This window comes from Paraburkholderia hospita, assembly GCF_002902965.1.
Taxonomy (GTDB): Bacteria; Pseudomonadota; Gammaproteobacteria; order Burkholderiales; family Burkholderiaceae; genus Paraburkholderia; species Paraburkholderia hospita.
This window is the reverse complement of the sequence record NZ_CP026106.1, coordinates 1,873,184-1,887,968: the sequence shown is the minus strand read 5'-3', so window position 1 is coordinate 1,887,968 and position 14,785 is coordinate 1,873,184. Positions and strand designations below refer to the sequence as shown.

13 protein-coding genes are annotated in these 14,785 nt (G+C 62.3%); 8 read left to right on the top strand and 5 right to left on the bottom strand.

The features are described from left to right. Positions 1-40: 40 nt before the first annotated feature. Positions 41-949 carry a helix-turn-helix domain-containing protein gene (locus C2L64_RS26770; RefSeq protein ID WP_007579132.1) on the bottom strand — a complete coding sequence of 303 codons (909 nt, stop codon included), beginning with the start codon at positions 947-949 and terminating at the stop codon, positions 41-43. 474 nt (positions 950-1,423) lie between these two features. Here C2L64_RS26770 and C2L64_RS26765 point away from each other — a divergent pair, with 474 nt between their 5' ends. Further along, positions 1,424-2,575, top strand: coding sequence for a porin (locus C2L64_RS26765; RefSeq protein WP_007579131.1), 1,152 nt, complete (start codon positions 1,424-1,426; stop codon positions 2,573-2,575). An 84-nt stretch (positions 2,576-2,659) separates the two neighbouring features. On the opposite strand, the gene C2L64_RS26760 is transcribed toward C2L64_RS26765, so the two are convergent. Then, positions 2,660-3,277: an NUDIX domain-containing protein gene (locus C2L64_RS26760; protein ID WP_007579130.1), complete on the bottom strand. Its 618-nt coding sequence runs from the start codon at positions 3,275-3,277 to the stop codon at positions 2,660-2,662. A 100-nt stretch (positions 3,278-3,377) separates the two neighbouring features. Here C2L64_RS26760 and C2L64_RS26755 point away from each other — a divergent pair, with 100 nt between their 5' ends. Then, positions 3,378-4,133, top strand: a complete 756-nt coding sequence (locus tag C2L64_RS26755) for a DeoR/GlpR family DNA-binding transcription regulator (RefSeq protein WP_007579129.1) — start codon at positions 3,378-3,380, stop codon at positions 4,131-4,133. Positions 4,134-4,145: 12 nt separating this feature from the next. On the opposite strand, the gene C2L64_RS26750 is transcribed toward C2L64_RS26755, so the two are convergent. Beyond that, positions 4,146-4,553, bottom strand: coding sequence for a polyketide cyclase (locus C2L64_RS26750; protein ID WP_090835720.1), 408 nt, complete (start codon positions 4,551-4,553; stop codon positions 4,146-4,148). A gap of 430 nt (positions 4,554-4,983) precedes the next feature. Between C2L64_RS26750 and C2L64_RS26745 the strand changes: the two genes are divergently transcribed. Then, complete coding sequence (locus C2L64_RS26745) at positions 4,984-5,934, top strand: peptidoglycan DD-metalloendopeptidase family protein (RefSeq protein WP_007579127.1); 951 nt, start codon at positions 4,984-4,986, stop codon at positions 5,932-5,934. Between the two features lie 28 nt (positions 5,935-5,962). Here the strand turns inward: C2L64_RS26745 and C2L64_RS26740 are convergent, their stop codons facing one another. Together C2L64_RS26740 and C2L64_RS26735 are read right to left on the bottom strand one after the other, a co-directional pair. After that, a complete protein-coding gene (locus C2L64_RS26740) occupies positions 5,963-6,781 on the bottom strand; it encodes an alpha/beta fold hydrolase (RefSeq protein ID WP_090835721.1) in 819 nt (272 codons plus the stop codon). Between the two features lie 263 nt (positions 6,782-7,044). Further along, positions 7,045-7,449 (bottom strand): hypothetical protein, encoded by a 405-nt coding sequence (locus tag C2L64_RS26735; RefSeq protein ID WP_407671839.1) that lies wholly within the window; start codon positions 7,447-7,449, stop codon positions 7,045-7,047. A gap of 267 nt (positions 7,450-7,716) precedes the next feature. Between C2L64_RS26735 and bcsD the strand changes: the two genes are divergently transcribed. The 5 genes from bcsD to bcsB all read left to right on the top strand — a co-directional run bounded on the left by bcsD (position 7,717) and on the right by bcsB (position 14,784). Then, on the top strand, positions 7,717-8,247 hold the full coding sequence (gene bcsD / locus C2L64_RS26730) for a cellulose biosynthesis protein BcsD (RefSeq protein WP_007579124.1): 531 nt from the start codon (positions 7,717-7,719) through the stop codon (positions 8,245-8,247). A 104-nt stretch (positions 8,248-8,351) separates the two neighbouring features. Next, complete coding sequence (gene bcsP, locus C2L64_RS26725; protein ID WP_007579123.1) at positions 8,352-9,203, top strand: cellulose biosynthesis protein BcsP; 852 nt, start codon at positions 8,352-8,354, stop codon at positions 9,201-9,203. Beyond that, positions 9,200-9,988, top strand: coding sequence for a cellulose biosynthesis protein BcsQ (gene bcsQ, locus C2L64_RS26720; RefSeq protein WP_007579122.1), 789 nt, complete (start codon positions 9,200-9,202; stop codon positions 9,986-9,988). Before bcsP ends, bcsQ begins: the two co-directional genes overlap by 4 nt. Continuing rightward, on the top strand, positions 9,985-12,216 hold the full coding sequence (gene bcsA / locus C2L64_RS26715) for a UDP-forming cellulose synthase catalytic subunit (RefSeq protein ID WP_007579121.1): 2,232 nt from the start codon (positions 9,985-9,987) through the stop codon (positions 12,214-12,216). Before bcsQ ends, bcsA begins: the two co-directional genes overlap by 4 nt. 3 nt (positions 12,217-12,219) lie before the next feature. After that, positions 12,220-14,784, top strand: a complete 2,565-nt coding sequence (gene bcsB / locus C2L64_RS26710) for a cellulose biosynthesis cyclic di-GMP-binding regulatory protein BcsB (RefSeq protein ID WP_007579120.1) — start codon at positions 12,220-12,222, stop codon at positions 14,782-14,784. Position 14,785 lies beyond the last annotated feature (1 nt).

Genomic DNA, 14,785 nt, shown 5'->3' with positions numbered 1-14,785 from the left:
GTCAGCAATGAGTGGCAGGAATGTGTGACGTCGACGAGGCTTAGCTCTCGATGCGACTCAAGCGTACCCGCGCCCGGTACTCTGTCGGAGAGACATTCCTGACTTGCCTGAATAACCTTGCCAGACATTCACCACTTGTCAAGCCGCACCGCCTCGCGATCTTGTCGACGGGCAAATCACTCGATTCCAGCATCGCTGCCGCGAGATCAACCCTTGAGCGCCGCAAATGCTCGGACGGCTTTAGTCCCATCTCGGCACGGAAGTGCCTGAGATAGGAGCGCTCGCTCATCCCTGCTGTCTGCGCTGCCATCGTGATTGAAATTGACCTGTTGCAATTACTCGCGATCCATTGCGCGCTTTCGAGGATCTTCTGCTTGATCGACGTGCCGGTATCGCTCACGATCGTGATGAAATTCGACAAGCCAGAATCAGGCAACATGTCTAGTACCCGCCGCAGCGTGGCCGCACCGAAATCCTGACGTACCAGTTCCAACGCCTGTCGAACACCGGAACGCGCGACGGACGCATATGACCCAGCGGGCCCGGCGTTGGCGATTGAAATAATCTCTTCGATTCCGACTGCTGCTTTGCACAACCATCCTTCGACTTGCCCGTGCTGAGCAGTACTTTCGGCATCGCTGCTAGCAATAAACAGCGCTCGCGTTTTCCCGAAGAAGTCGGCTGATTGTGTCAGCACATCGATGTGCGCCGAACTTGAGACGCAACCGCCATAACGCGAGACAAATATGGTTCTGTACGCAGGTGCGTCGCCGTGCCCGATCGCCAGAACCCGATTCGCCTTGTCGAACACGTCGGCGACTTCCGCCGCAGGCAGCATCGAAAAGCCGTCGAATACGACGATCCCGATCACCTGCGGTGTAGTCGTGTGATTCGAGCCTGCAGTGACCTGATGGGAATTCCGGGCAATGTTGTTGCGACTTGTGTGCATCCTTGCCTCCTACGTGGCGGCGCCGTAGCGCGAAGCGCTTCGGGCGTTGATGGCGACGCAGTTGCTCCAGAGACTGGAAGCAGCTTAAGCGTTCGCCATATGGAGGCGAAGAGGATACGAAGACGCTTCCGCACGTCCTATCGGACTATTCCGATTCACGGCATCGAAGTTTCGCGCAAGTAATCTTTAACGATTTCACGCCACAAAATCTCGAATTCCCCCTACAGACACATTCAATCCCGAGAATTGATGCACCATTCGTGGGCATTTCACAACGATTTTCAACACTGTCCTGACTTCAACTAGACGACGCGATTGCGCTCGGGCAGCATCACGTCCGTTGCACGCACCCCTAACCGGAAGTGCGTGCAAACAAAACGGCAAAAGCTGAACAAATAGTAAGCATGCCGAACGAAAAATGTTAAACCCAGAACACACGCCACCAACATATCTACCAAAATCGGAGATCGTCCAATGAAGAAACAGGTCATCGCGCTGGCCGCTACAGCCGCCTTCACCGCTCCCGTTTTCGCGCAAAGCAGCGTCACGCTGTATGGCGTGATCGACGAAGGCGTCAACTATACGAATAGCGTCAACGGCCACAGCGTCGTCGAATTGCAAAGCGGCTATGCGCAAGGTAGCCGTTGGGGCCTGAAAGGCGCGGAAGATCTGGGCGGCGGCAACAAGGCGATCTTTCAACTCGAAAACGGCTTCGACCTGAATAGTGGCCGTCTGGGGCAGGGCGGCCGCATGTTCGGCCGTCAGGCGTACGTCGGTGTGTCGAATGACAGGTTCGGTACGGTCACGTTGGGCCGCCAATACGATTCCGTCGTCGACTATCTCGCGCAAACGACGTCGAACGGTAACTGGTCTGGCTATCTGTTCTCGCACCCGTTCGATAACGACAACACGGACAACTCGTTCCGCGTCAACAACACGGTCAAGTACGCGAGCCCGGACATTGCCGGCTTCCAGTTCGGCGGCACGTATAGCTTCAGCAACGACGTGAATTTCGCCAACGACCGTCAGTACAGCTTCGGCGCGCAATACGCGACGGGCAGCCTGTTGCTTGCCGCTGCTTACCTGCAGGCGAACAACACGGGCGCAACGTCAAGCGGCGCGATTGCGACCAACGACGCCAGCTTCTTCGCCCAGCGCATGCGTGTATTCGGCGCGGGCATCAACTACACATTCGGCTCGGCGACGGTCGGCTTCGCCTACACGAACTCGGACTACCACAACCCGACGGGCAACGGATATCTCGGCACGCCGGGCGCGATCGTCGCGGCAGGCTCGACGCTCAATCGCCTGAGGTTCCAGAACTTCGAACTGAATGCGAAGTACCAGGTGACGCCCGCGTTCTATGTCGGCGGCGAATACGTGTACACGCTGGAGAACTACGATTCATCGACGGGCAGCGCCAAGCCGAAGGTCCATACGGTCGGCCTGATGGCGGACTACAACATCTCGAAGCGCACGGACTTCTACGTGCAGGGCGTGTACCAGAAGGTCGCGGGCGACAAGACGAACTCGATCATGGACAACGCGTTTATTCTCGGCACGCAGGCTCCGTCGTCGACGTCGAACCAGCTCGCGTTCCGTGCAGCGATTCGCCACAAGTTCTGATCGCGCCATGTAGCAAGTGACATTCGTGTCGTGAGATTTCCACGCATTTCCCGTCGCGCTTCATTTGAAGCCCGACGGGTTTTTTTATTCGCGCGTTTCGTTCGCCGTTGCGCATTCATTCACAAACAGATGAAGCGCCGCGTACTGCAGCAACATGATGGTCTTGCCGTCCATGATCTCGCCGCACGCGACCATCGCTAGTGCATCGTCGAAGGGCAGTTCGAGTACTTCGATATCTTCGCCTTCATCGGCGATTCCGCCGCCACGGCTTATGCGCGTATCGGCATCGTATTCGGCGACAAAGAAGTAGAGCTTTTCCGTCACCGAGCCCGGACTCATGAACGCTTCGAACACCTTGCGCACGCATTCCACGCGATAGCCGGTTTCCTCTTCGACTTCAGCGCGAATCCTTTCTTCCGGCGATGCCTCTTCGAGCAAACCGGCGGGCGTTTCGATCAACATCCCTTCGTGTCCATTGACGAACGCAGGCAAGCGGAACTGTCGCGTCAGCACGACGGTCCGTCGCCGCGGATCGTAGAGCAGCAACGTTGCGCCGTTGCCGCGATCATAGGTCTCGCGGCTCTGTCGCTGCCAACTGCCGTCGGCGCGCCGATAGTCAAAGGTGTTCTTCTTCAGCACGTACCAGTCGTCGGACAGCACCTGCACATCGACGATACGCACGCGGTCAGCCGTCTTGCCCATGAATCCTCCTTGTCTCGAACGGAATCATGGTATCGTGCAGATTCGTGCAAAATCAAGAAAATTCGTGCAAACTTGAAAAACGGCACCATCAGACAAATCGATGCTGACTTCCCAACGTAAGAATCTGATTCTCGATGCGCTCCAGCGCGACGGCCAGGTGCTCGCCAAACCGCTGAGCGAGGCATTCGGCGTTTCGGAAGACACGGTGCGCCGCGATCTGCGGGAGCTGGCCGCAGAGGGCAAACTGCAGCGCGTCCACGGCGGCGCATTGCCTTCGTCGCCGGCGGTGGCGAATTTCGCGGGGCGTCAGGCCATCGGCTCGGAAGCGAAGGCGGCGATTGGCCGGGCCGCCGCGCGGATGATTGCGCCAGGCCAGATCGCCTTTATCGACGGCGGTACGACTGCCATTCAGCTGGCGCGCCATCTCCCCGCCGACCTGCGCGCGACGATCGTGACGCACAGTCCGAGCGTCGCCGTCGAACTCGCGGCGCACGAGGCGCTGGAGATCGTGATCATCGGCGGGCGGCTGTTCCGTCATTCGATGGTGACGGTGGGCGCGGCCGCGATCGAAGCGCTCGGCCATATCCGCGCCGATCTGTACTTTATGGGCGTGACGGGCGTTCATCCCGAGGCGGGGTTGAGCACCGGTGATCTCGAAGAGGCTTACGTGAAACGCGCGCTGGTCGCGCGCGCGGCCGAGACGATCGTGCTCGCGTCGTCGGAAAAGTTGAATGCCGCGTCGGCGTACATGATTGCGGGCATCGACGCGGCGAGCACGATCATCGTCGAGAAGGGCGCACCCGGGTCGACCACGGCGCCATTCGAAGCGCTCGGCGTGACGATCGAGCGCGCGTGAATCGAGCAGGCTTCACTTCTGCTCGAGAAAGCGCTTCAGTTCAGCGAGATCGCGTTCGACCCACTGCGCATCCGCGGCGAATTGCGCGTCGCTCATGCCTGCTGTTCGGAACAGCGTGAACAGCACTTCGCTTCCCTCGCGGTTCGCGACGACGCGCATCGGTATATAGATCTCATCTCCCTGTCCGGTGCTCACATAGTGATCAAGCACGCCATACGCATTGTGCGGCGTGAAGCGCACGTCGACGGGCTTGCCATCGGCGCTTTCGAAAGTCCATTGTGTGCCTTCGCCGCGCAACGGCTTGCCGAGCCCCGACGCCCACTGCGCGAAGGACAGCGGATGCTCCATGAACGCGTACACCTCGCGCCAGTCGCGCGCGATCGCCACGCTGATCGTTTTCGATTCGCTAATGTCGGCCATTGACGTCTCCAGGTTGATTGCCGCCCCGGGCATTTCTCAAGTTTCGCGCGCGCCGTGCCGATATGAGATTGAGCGGCTTTATGACGCATGGTTTAAAAGGCAGTCGATAGGCTACCGATCTACCTGCCAACCACCGAAAATTACCGCGATTAAACATTTTGTATCAGAGTGTTCGCGCGCCGCGTTTTCCGGCGCCTGCACTTTACAATGCGGCTTTGATTTAGAAGGCTATTCCGACCCCTTTAGCGGAAGATCGCATCAGATATGACGCGGCTCCGAGCGAGATGACGGATTGGCCCCGGCAACGCGCCGGACGGTTGAGGCCGCAACGAGGCGGCATGCTGCGCGCCTCCCGCGGGTGTCTTTCGACATCCGCTGATTGGGCGAGCCGCACGCATCCGGTCTTTGAACGAATCATGCGGGAGAGCATATGTCGAAGAATGGATTCGACAGGACCTGGGCCAGTTTCGCGAGCTTCACGCTCGCCTTGATGTTGGGCGCCTGCGCGCATGTCGGCGAGCAGGACGCGAACAAGAACGACGCGGCATCGGCCGCGCAAACGGCAGCCGATCCGGCGCCCGCAGCGCCTGCGCCCCAGATGGTCGCGCAGCCGGTTCCGCCCGTCGTCTATAAGGTGCGTCGCGGCGATTCGCTGGCGCGCATCGCGCGCAGCCATAACGTCACGGTCAAGCAAGTCCTCGCGTGGAATCATCTGAAGACGTCCTCGCGCTTGCATATCGGGCAGGCGCTGAAGGTATCGTCGCCAGATGCGGTGAAGATGGTCGCCGCTCCAGCGGCTCCGGCGCAGGCCGCGACGCCGCCGAACGCAAATGGCGCCGCAGCGGCTGTGAGCGGCACGTCGGGCGCATCGAGTGGCACGGCAAGCGGTGCTGCCAGCAACACGACCGGCACTTCGAACGCGACGGCATCAGCGCCCGCAACAGGCGCCCCCGCGCCGAGCGCCGCCGACGCCCGCGAAGTGAATGCCGAACTGGCGCGCCACGCGAAGGGCGTGTCGCTGATCTGGCCGGCGCAAGGCAATGTCGTCGAAGGCTTTCAGGCTGGCGAGACGCGCGGCATCGAAATCGGCGGCAAGCCGGGCGACCCGATCCGCGCGGCCGCCGACGGCAAGGTCATGTACGCCGGCACGGGGCTGAACGAGTACGGCAGTCTGATCATCGTCCAGCACAACAAGGATTTCCTGACGGCCTACGCGCATAACCGCAAGCTGCTCGTGAAGACGGGCGATATCGTGCGCAGGGGTCAGCAGATCGCCGAGATGGGCAGCGAGAACAACTCGCGCGTGTCCGTGCTGTTCGAACTGCGCCGCGACGGCAAACCGATCGATCCGATGCCGTTCCTGCCGCATCAGCGCGGATAAGGCTCGCGTCGGCTTAACCGGCTGACGCTCAGTCTACCCACCGCAACACCGCGGCGACGATCGCTTCCGGCGCGTCTTCCTGCATCAGATGCCCGGCATTCTGCACCGGCTGAAAACGCGCGTCCGGAATCACGCTGGCAAGATACCGCCCGCGTTCGATGGGAATCCACTGATCGTCTTCGCCCCACAGAATCTGCGTGCGGCAGCGTATCTGCGGATAGCGCGCTTCGACCTCGTCGGTGTAGCGCTGGTCCATCTGCGCGATCTGTCGATAGAACGCCGGTTGTCCAACATCGCCGAGCCACGGCGTGACATAGGGCGCAAGCTCGTCGTCGGTGATGGTCCTTGCGACCGCGCCGCGAATGTACGCGTTGACCACGGCTTCATGGATATATGCGGGCAGCCCCGCAAAAGCCGCGGCATGCTCGCGCACATGACGCACGAACGGCGAGCCCCACGGCGCGACCGCGACAGGATCGATCAGCGTAAGGCTTCTGCAGTCGCGACCGTCGATCAGATGCGCGCGCAATGCCGTCGCACCGCCAAAGTCATGCGCAACGACATCGGGCGCATCGAGTCCCCAATGTTCGAGCAGCGCAGCAAGCAAGCCGTTCTGCACGCCGAGCGACACATCCTCGCCTTCGCGCTTCTCCGATTGTCCATAGCCGAGCAGGTCATACACATGAACCTTGCGGTCATGTGCGAGATGCGGCGCGATCCGGTGCCATACCCATGATGAAAATGGCGTGCCGTGTATCAGCACGATGGGCGGCCCATTGCCGAAGACCCGATAACGAACGGTTTGATCGCGATACGTGAACTGCTGATCGAGCGTCCAGTGTGTCATGCGTGTTCAACTCCGTTCGACATTCGTGCGAGTGTGGTTCGTTTTTGAGTCGATAACGCCAGGCGTGCGCTGCAGCGCAATGTGCGCTCCTGCAGATGCTCACCTTTGCGAATCCGCAATCTGCCGGAAGTCATTCAGGCATACTGCATTCCGCGTTTCATCGCACTTGAAGCGGACTATCCAAAGGTGAGGCAATGCAGGAGCCCATGCCAGTTTCCGTTTCTCATACATCGACTCAAATGCGAAACAAACGAGTCGATTAATCAACTCGCCTCAAGCGATTTCAATATCGGCGCGATTTGTCCGTGCGCATGCAGTATGTCAGGACTGTTCTGCAATATTTGCCGATAACGCGGCAGGAAAATATTGCCTGGTAAATCTTCCGAAAAAAGACCGACAACAGATTCAACGGCGCCAAAACGATCGGCGCTGGTTGCTTCATCGTCATCGAGAATCTCGTCGACATTCGCGATCATCACCGACAACGGATTGAGCCAGCGAAAGCCCGATCCATTGATCAGCACCTGCAGGAACGCGGCAGGCGTGACGGGGCCAAACTCCTTCTCATACAAGGCGCGCTCGTGATCGAGTATCGCCTTGTGCAGCACGAGTAGTGGCTTGCGAATCTCGCCAAGAAACTGAATGGCGCGCTCGTCGTTGATCTTCATCGTTTGACTCCAGGAGCAGTAATGCATTGAAAGATACGTGAAGCTGGCTTGCATGTAAGAGATGGAAGAAAATGCGCATTTCGAATGAAACATTTCAATGAACTGCCCAGAGCCGAAGCGAAAGAGCAAGCGCAAAATAATCGTTTCGTCGTCTGCCTTCCACATCAGAAACCATGCCGGTTGCTTTTTTATAGGTAACTGAACGATGCTATGCTGGCGACGCCCATTATGACGATTCGCTGAACATAGCAATCCGTCTGCGTGACGATGTCCGAATACTGGAAGCAGTGCCTTCCGGGCAAACCCTACGCACCTGTCATCAACCTCTCGGACATGCAAGACGAACACACGGCAACCTTGCTCGACTATTACACGCGACATCAGACTTCCGTGCAATGGCGCGGCTTTCTGACCGCACTCGCCGAAGAGTTCGAGACGCAGATTGATACGTCACAGTTGCGCATGCTGATGTCGCGCATCGGCGCGCGCTTTGCTGCAAAGCACCCGGCGGGCGAGTGCACGACGCTGGACGACCTCGCCGCGTTTCTCAACAGCATTTGGTCCGGGCTCGACTGGGGTTTCGTTCGCCTTGCCGAACGGGACGACTATCTGTCCATCGAGCATTGCTGCGCGCCGCTTGCCGCGTTCGGCGAACGGGCCGCACCGTGGGCTTCCGCTTTTCTCGAAGGCGCGTATCAGCACTGGCTGCACGAACTGGGCGCGGGCTCGCTGGCACTACAGGAATATCAAAGCGCCAACGCACACACATACGAATTCAGACTGTTGAAGGCGCCCTGACTAAACTTGACCCCAACGACGAAGTTAACCAGATAGTGAAACAGTGGGCGGACAGCTAACGCTGTCGCAGTACAGGGATGCGCAGGACAAGTAGAGGAAACATCATGAGCGTTTCAGACGACGTCGGTAATCTGTTCCGGCGCTTCGGTGGCGACGCCGGGCAGTATCAGGAGGTGACGCGTGACGACGACGCGAAGCATGCCGCGCTGCGCTGGCCATTGCTGAACGCGCTCGACATCGCGCACGTCGGCCCCGTGCCGGACGCGGGCCGTCCCGCGTCGCCGGCAGCGCGCGTCGAGCCGGCAGCTCAGGCGTCGCCCGCACCTGCGGCGCAACCGGCAGACACGGTCGCCACGCCCGCCGGATCCGAATCCACTGGACCGGCGCGCCCGCCGCTTTTCGCGCGCGGTCATCGCCACGCGTCGATGCCGCCGCCCGTCGCTCCCGCGCAAATGGGCGCGAATCGCTTCAGCGCGCCGCCCAACGTCGCGGCTGCTGCGGATCGCACCAATGCCGCAGCCAACGCGCCGAGCATGTCGGCCGCGCCCGCTGCTCAAACACCCGCGTCCGTCCCGCCTGCATCGACAGTTGCCGCAGCGCCTTCAACGCCCCCGGCATCGCCGGCGTCGCGCGATGCCGCGCCGCAGCGCGAAGTACAAGCCGCTCAGGCCGCCCCTTTTTTTGCACAAAGCCAAACGTTTGCTCGTGCCCCATTTGAGAATCCCGCCGTGGAAGCCGCGCGCGCCAAGCCGCCGGCGACCGTGCAGCAGCAGGGCGGTTCGATCCTCTCGGGGCTGTTCGGCGGCACGAATATGTCCCAGCCGGAGGCGCCCGCCAACACGCCGTCGAAAGATCTGTCATCGCTCTTCGCGCGCCTGTCGCATGGATCGGCGGCGCCTGGCCGTTCACTGCGCGACACCTTCAGATCGCGCTTCAAGGCGGATGGTGACGCATGAGAGTCGTCTCGGTTGTTTCGGCTAAAGGCGGGGTCGGCAAGACGACGCTCGCCGCGAATCTCGCCTCGGTGCTGGGCTCGAACGGACGCCGCGTGATCGCCGTCGACTTCGATCCGCAAAACGCGCTGCGTCTGCACTTCGGCATTCCCATCGACAGCTACGACGGCGTCGCCCGCGCGACGCTCGCGGGCGCATCGTGGCGCACGGTGATGTTCGACGGCATCGACAGCATTACGGCGCTGCCGCATGGCGCACTGAACGAAGACGACAGGCGCGTGTTCGAAGCGCAGCTCGACGCCGATCCGTATCTGATCCGCGAATCGCTCGACGCGCTCGCGCTCGATGCCGACGACATCGTGCTGATCGACACGCCACCCGGCGCGACTGCCTACACGCGCGCCGCGCTGGTCGCCGCGGACTTCGTGCTGAACGTCGTGATCGCGGATGCGGCGTCGTATGCGGCGATTCCGCAGATGGAGCGGCTGATCCAGACTTACGCATTGCCGCGTCAGGACTTCATCGGCTACGGCTACGTGATCAACCAGGTCGACCAGAGCCGCAGCCTCACAAAAGACGTCGTCAAGGTGTTGCGCGATGCGCTCGACGACCATCTGTTCCCCGGCGTGATCCATCTCGATCAGGGTGTGAGCGAATCGCTTGCGTACGACACGACCGTGATCCACTACGATCCGCACAGCCAGGCGGCCGCCGATCTGCGCGCATGCGGCGACTGGCTGGGCACGCGCCTGAACGGTCAGGCCAGGCTGCCGAGGAACGTCGCATGAGCACCGCTCCCGAAGACATTCTCGACGCCGCCGACAACGCGGCGCCGCGCCGCTCGCGTTTCGATCGCCTCGCGTCGCATCTGATCGACGGACGCATTCTGGGCAGCAAGCCCGTCACGATCCTGCTCGTACTGTTCGCGCTGGCGGTGCTGTTCTTCGTGTTCACGGTGCCGCTCGCGTTCGGCGAGCAGCTCACCTTTGCGATCTGCTGCTTCGTCTGCGCGCTGCTGTTTCGCCGCGCGCAAGGGCACTATGCGACGCTCGTGATGATCATGCTGTCGGTGATCGCGACGGGCCGCTATATGTACTGGCGTTTGACGGAGACGACATACTGGGAACGGCCGCTCGACGCCGTATGGGGTCTGCTGCTGGTATCGGCGGAAGTGTATGCGGCGCTCGTGCTGATGCTCGGATACTTCCAGACCGCGTGGCCGCTCAGGCGCAAGCCGATGCCGCTGCCTTTGGACCGCAGCGCCTGGCCGACCGTCGATATTTTCATTCCCACTTATAACGAGCCGCTGTCGGTGGTGAAGCCGACCATCTACGCGGCGATCGCGCTGGATTATCCGAAGGACAAGCTGTCCATTCATGTGCTCGACGATGGCCGCCGCCCCGAGTTCAAGGGCTTCTGCGAGGAAGTGGGCGTCGCGTGGACGATCCGCTCGCACAACCGACACGCGAAGGCGGGCAACATCAACGAGGCACTGAAGATCACCGACGGCGAATACTTCGCGATCTTCGACTGCGATCACATCCCCACACGCTCGTTCCTGCAAGTGGGCTTAGGCTGGTTCCTGCGCGACAAGAAACTGTCGATGCTGCAGACGCCGCACCATTTCTTCTCCGCCGATCCGTTCGAGAAAAACCTCGGCACGTTCCGCAAGGTGCCGAACGAAGGCGAACTGTTCTACGGTCTCGTGCAGGACGGCAACGACCTGTGGAACGCGACGTTCTTCTGCGGTTCGTGCGCGCTCTTGCGCCGCACGATGGTCGAGGAGATCGGCGGCATCGCCGTCGAGACCGTCACGGAAGACGCGCATACAGCGCTCAAGCTGCACCGCCGCGGCTACACGACCGCGTATCTGTCGATACCGCAGGCAGCGGGTCTGGCGACGGAAAGCCTCGGCGGCCACATCGGCCAGCGCATCCGATGGGCGCGCGGCATGACGCAGATTTTCCGCATCGACAATCCGCTCACGGGGCGCGGCCTGTCGTTCGGCCAGCGGCTGTGCTATCTGAACGCGATGATGCACTTCTTCTACGGCATCCCGCGTCTCGTGTTCCTCACCGCGCCGCTATCGTTTTTGTTCTTCAACGCGCACATCATCCAGGCGGCGGCGGGCACGATCGCGATCTTCGCGCTGCCGCACATGTTCCACGCGAACATCACGAACTCGCGGATGCAGCAGAAGTTCCGCCATTCGTTCTGGTCCGAAGTCTATGAGTCGGTGCTCGCGTCGTACATCACAGCGCCGACGCTGCTCGCGCTGATCAACCCGAAGCTCGGCAAGTTCAACGTGACGGCGAAGGGCGGGCGCATCGACGAGCAATACTTCGACTGGGGCATTTCGCGCCCTTACCTGATTCTGCTGGCGCTGAACCTGCTCGGATTTATCGTCGGCTGCGTGCATATCGCGCTGAATTCCAGTTCGCACAGCGAAGTGCAGACCACCGTGCTGAACCTCGCGTGGACGGGCTACAACATGCTGATCCTCGGCGCGAGCGTCGCGGCGGCGCGCGAGCAGCGCCAGGTGCGCTCGACGCATCGCGTGGCGATGCGCATTCCGGCATCGCTGCGCTTCTCGACGGGCCGCACGCTCGTGTGCGAAACAGTCGATTACGCGGAAGGCGGCGTCGCGCTGCAACTGCCTGCCGCCATCCAGGTACCGCTGCATGAAAGCGTGGTCGTGTCGCTGTTTCGCGGCCACGAAGAGTTCGTGTTTCCCGCCGACGTCACGTACTCGGTGCCGGGCCGCGTCGGCCTGAAGTTCGCGCCGATGACGCGCGAGCAGGAACTCGACTTCGTGCAAAGCACATTCGCCCGCGCCGACGCATGGACCGGCTGGGCGGAAGGGCGCGAAGTCGACACGCCGCTCAGGAGCCTGTCGCATGTGATGCGCGTTGGACTGGGCGGCATCGGCGGGCTGTTCGAACATCTGTACGCCGACCTGCGCACATGGAGCGGTAGACGCAAGACCGCAGCAAACGACACGAAGAATGGAAAATAACGTATGGGGATCTTGCGATACGACGCCGCTCGTTCAGCGACGAAGCGGGCGGGTTTGCGTCGAACCGTGCGTTCGCTGACGCGCAACGGCTTGCGCTTGCCGCTGCGCGCGACGCTGGCCGCGTTGCTGTTTGCGATGACGCTGCCGACCGTGCAGGCCGCATCCGATGCCGCGCCTTCCACCTCACCGGGCGCGATTCCCGCCACGCGCGCCGAACTCGCGGCGAAGCCGGGAACGACGCCCGGCACGACGCCGCTCGTGCCGTCCGCGCCCGCTAACAACGGCTTGCCGCCGCTGCCGTCCGCGAAGCCCGTCGATCCGCGCGCGGGGCAGCAGCCCGCGTTCGCCGAGCCGGCGCCGCAACCCTTTGCCGTCGTGCGCGGCGGCCGCGACACGATGCCGACCACGGCCGACAACGGCACAGCCGTGTCGGGCGGACGCCGTCAGACCTTCACGTTCGCGCAGCTGGGCGCGCTCGATCCGCTGCAACTGCGCGGCGTCGACGGCCAGAACGGCGTGCCGTTCTCGGTGCGCGCCGATGAAGTCGTGACGGGCTCGAACCTGCATCTGATCTATAGCTACTCGCCGTCGCTGCTGTCGAACCTGTCGCACCTGAAAGTGCTCGTGAACGGCGAAGTCGCGGCGACGCTGCCGTTGCCGCGCGAGCAGGCGGGCACGCTGCTCGCGCGCGATATTCCGCTCGAGCCGCGCCTGATCACCGAGTTCAATCACCTGAACGTCCAGCTGATCGGCCATTACACGCAGGGCTGTGAAGACCCGGCGAGCAGCGCGCTATGGGCGACCGTTAGCAACGCGAGCACGCTCGATCTGACGTTCGCGTCGCTTACAGCCAAGCCTGATCTCGGCGCGCTGCCGCTGCCGTTCTTCGACCGGCGCGACATCCGCCGCCTCGAACTGCCGTTCGTGTTCGCCGCCAAGCCTTCGCCGCAAGCGCTCGAAGCGGCGGGCGCGGTCGCGTCGTGGTTCGGCTCGCTGGCCGGCTATCGGGGCGCGCTGTTTCCCGCGCAACTCGACAATGCGCCGCTGTCGGGCAATGCCGTCGTGTTCGCGACCAACGACGAACGGCCTGCGGGCGTCACGCTGCCCGCCATCAACGGGCCAATGCTCGCGGTCGTGGATCGCGAAGCGCCCGCGCACGGCAAGCTGCTGCTCGTGCTGGGCCGCGACGCGCGCGAGCTGAAGATTGCGGCGAACGCGCTGTCGCTCGGCGAGGCGGCACTGTCGGGTACCGTGCAGACCATCACGCACGTCGACGCCCCGCGCGCGCGTCAGCCGTATGACGCGCCAGGCTGGCTGCCGACCGATCGCCCGGTGCGCTTCGGCGAACTGGCCGTGCCGAAGGATCTGTCCGTGCGAGGCTATAACGGCGACGTCGTGCGCGTGGATCTGCGCGTCGCGCCCGATCTGTTCACGTGGCGCACCAAGGGCGTACCCATCGACCTGCGCTACCGATTCACCGTGCGCCCCGCGCCGGACCGTTCGACGCTCAACATCAGCGTCAACAACAACTTCGTGCAGGCGCTGCGGATTCCCGCGCAGTCGTCGTCGATGCTCGATCTCGGCCGCTATCTGAACCGGATGCTGCCCGACCACACGGCGCCCGCGTCGAAAGAGATCTACATTCCGCCGCATCTGCTCGCGTCGCAGGCGCAGTTGCGCTTCCACTTCTATTACGACATGCCGAAGACGGGCGAATGCCAGGGGCAGGTGCTCGACAACGTGCGCGGCGAGATCGATCCCGATTCGACCATCGATCTGTCATCGTTCCCGCACTACATGGCGCTGCCCGATCTGGCCGCGTTCGCAAACAGCGGCTGGCCGTTCACGAAGCTCGCCGACCTGTCGCAGACGGCCGTGATCCTGCCCGTGAACGCGAACCCGAGCGACTACAGCCTGTATCTGACGGTGATGGGACGCATGGGCGCGTCGACGGCGTATCCCGTCACAGCCGTGACCGTCGCGACGGCTGCCGACGTGGAGCGTCTCGCCGACAAGGACCTGCTCCTGATCGGCGCGCCCGGCCAGCAGCCGTTGCTGACGACATGGGAAAAGGACATGCCGTTCTCCGCCGCCGACGACTCGCGCCGCATGCAGTTCTCGAACGTGTCGTTCCGCATCGCCAACTGGTGGCACGGCGATCGCGGCGGCGTGCGTACGGCGGGGCGCGCGGACTTGTCGCTGGTGAATTCGTCGGGCGACGCGATCATCACCGGCTTCCAGTCGCCGCTCGAAAAAGGCCGTAGCGTAGTCGCGCTGATCTCGGCGCCCGGGCAGTCGGACACTGATCTGACCAACGCGATGCTCGACGCCGATCTCGTCCAGTCGATCCAGGGCGGTTTGACCGTGGTGCGCGGCAGAACGCTCGAAGTGGTGTCGAACGGCGACGTGTATTACGTCGGCCACCTGTCGCCCGTCGAGTACATGCGTTGGGCGTTGTCCGTGCATCCGCTGCTGTTGCTGCTCGCCGGGCTGATCGCGGCGCTGATCATCGCGGCTGTGTTCTACCGGCTGTTGCGCGCGGTCGCTGCGCGCCGGCTGAAGGATTGAC

Bases quoted from the DNA above. Each gene is read 5' to 3' on its own strand.
- C2L64_RS26770 (WP_007579132.1), bottom strand. From the start codon at position 949: ATGCACACAAGTCGCAACAACATTGCCCGGAATTCCCATCAGGTCACT.
- C2L64_RS26765 (WP_007579131.1), top strand. From the start codon at position 1,424: ATGAAGAAACAGGTCATCGCGCTGGCCGCTACAGCCGCCTTCACCGCT.
- C2L64_RS26760 (WP_007579130.1), bottom strand. From the start codon at position 3,277: ATGGGCAAGACGGCTGACCGCGTGCGTATCGTCGATGTGCAGGTGCTG.
- C2L64_RS26755 (WP_007579129.1), top strand. From the start codon at position 3,378: ATGCTGACTTCCCAACGTAAGAATCTGATTCTCGATGCGCTCCAGCGC.
- C2L64_RS26750 (WP_090835720.1), bottom strand. From the start codon at position 4,553: ATGGCCGACATTAGCGAATCGAAAACGATCAGCGTGGCGATCGCGCGC.
- C2L64_RS26745 (WP_007579127.1), top strand. From the start codon at position 4,984: ATGTCGAAGAATGGATTCGACAGGACCTGGGCCAGTTTCGCGAGCTTC.
- C2L64_RS26740 (WP_090835721.1), bottom strand. From the start codon at position 6,781: ATGACACACTGGACGCTCGATCAGCAGTTCACGTATCGCGATCAAACC.
- C2L64_RS26735 (WP_407671839.1), bottom strand. From the start codon at position 7,449: ATGAAGATCAACGACGAGCGCGCCATTCAGTTTCTTGGCGAGATTCGC.
- bcsD (WP_007579124.1), top strand. From the start codon at position 7,717: ATGTCCGAATACTGGAAGCAGTGCCTTCCGGGCAAACCCTACGCACCT.
- bcsP (WP_007579123.1), top strand. From the start codon at position 8,352: ATGAGCGTTTCAGACGACGTCGGTAATCTGTTCCGGCGCTTCGGTGGC.
- bcsQ (WP_007579122.1), top strand. From the start codon at position 9,200: ATGAGAGTCGTCTCGGTTGTTTCGGCTAAAGGCGGGGTCGGCAAGACG.
- bcsA (WP_007579121.1), top strand. From the start codon at position 9,985: ATGAGCACCGCTCCCGAAGACATTCTCGACGCCGCCGACAACGCGGCG.
- bcsB (WP_007579120.1), top strand. From the start codon at position 12,220: ATGGGGATCTTGCGATACGACGCCGCTCGTTCAGCGACGAAGCGGGCG.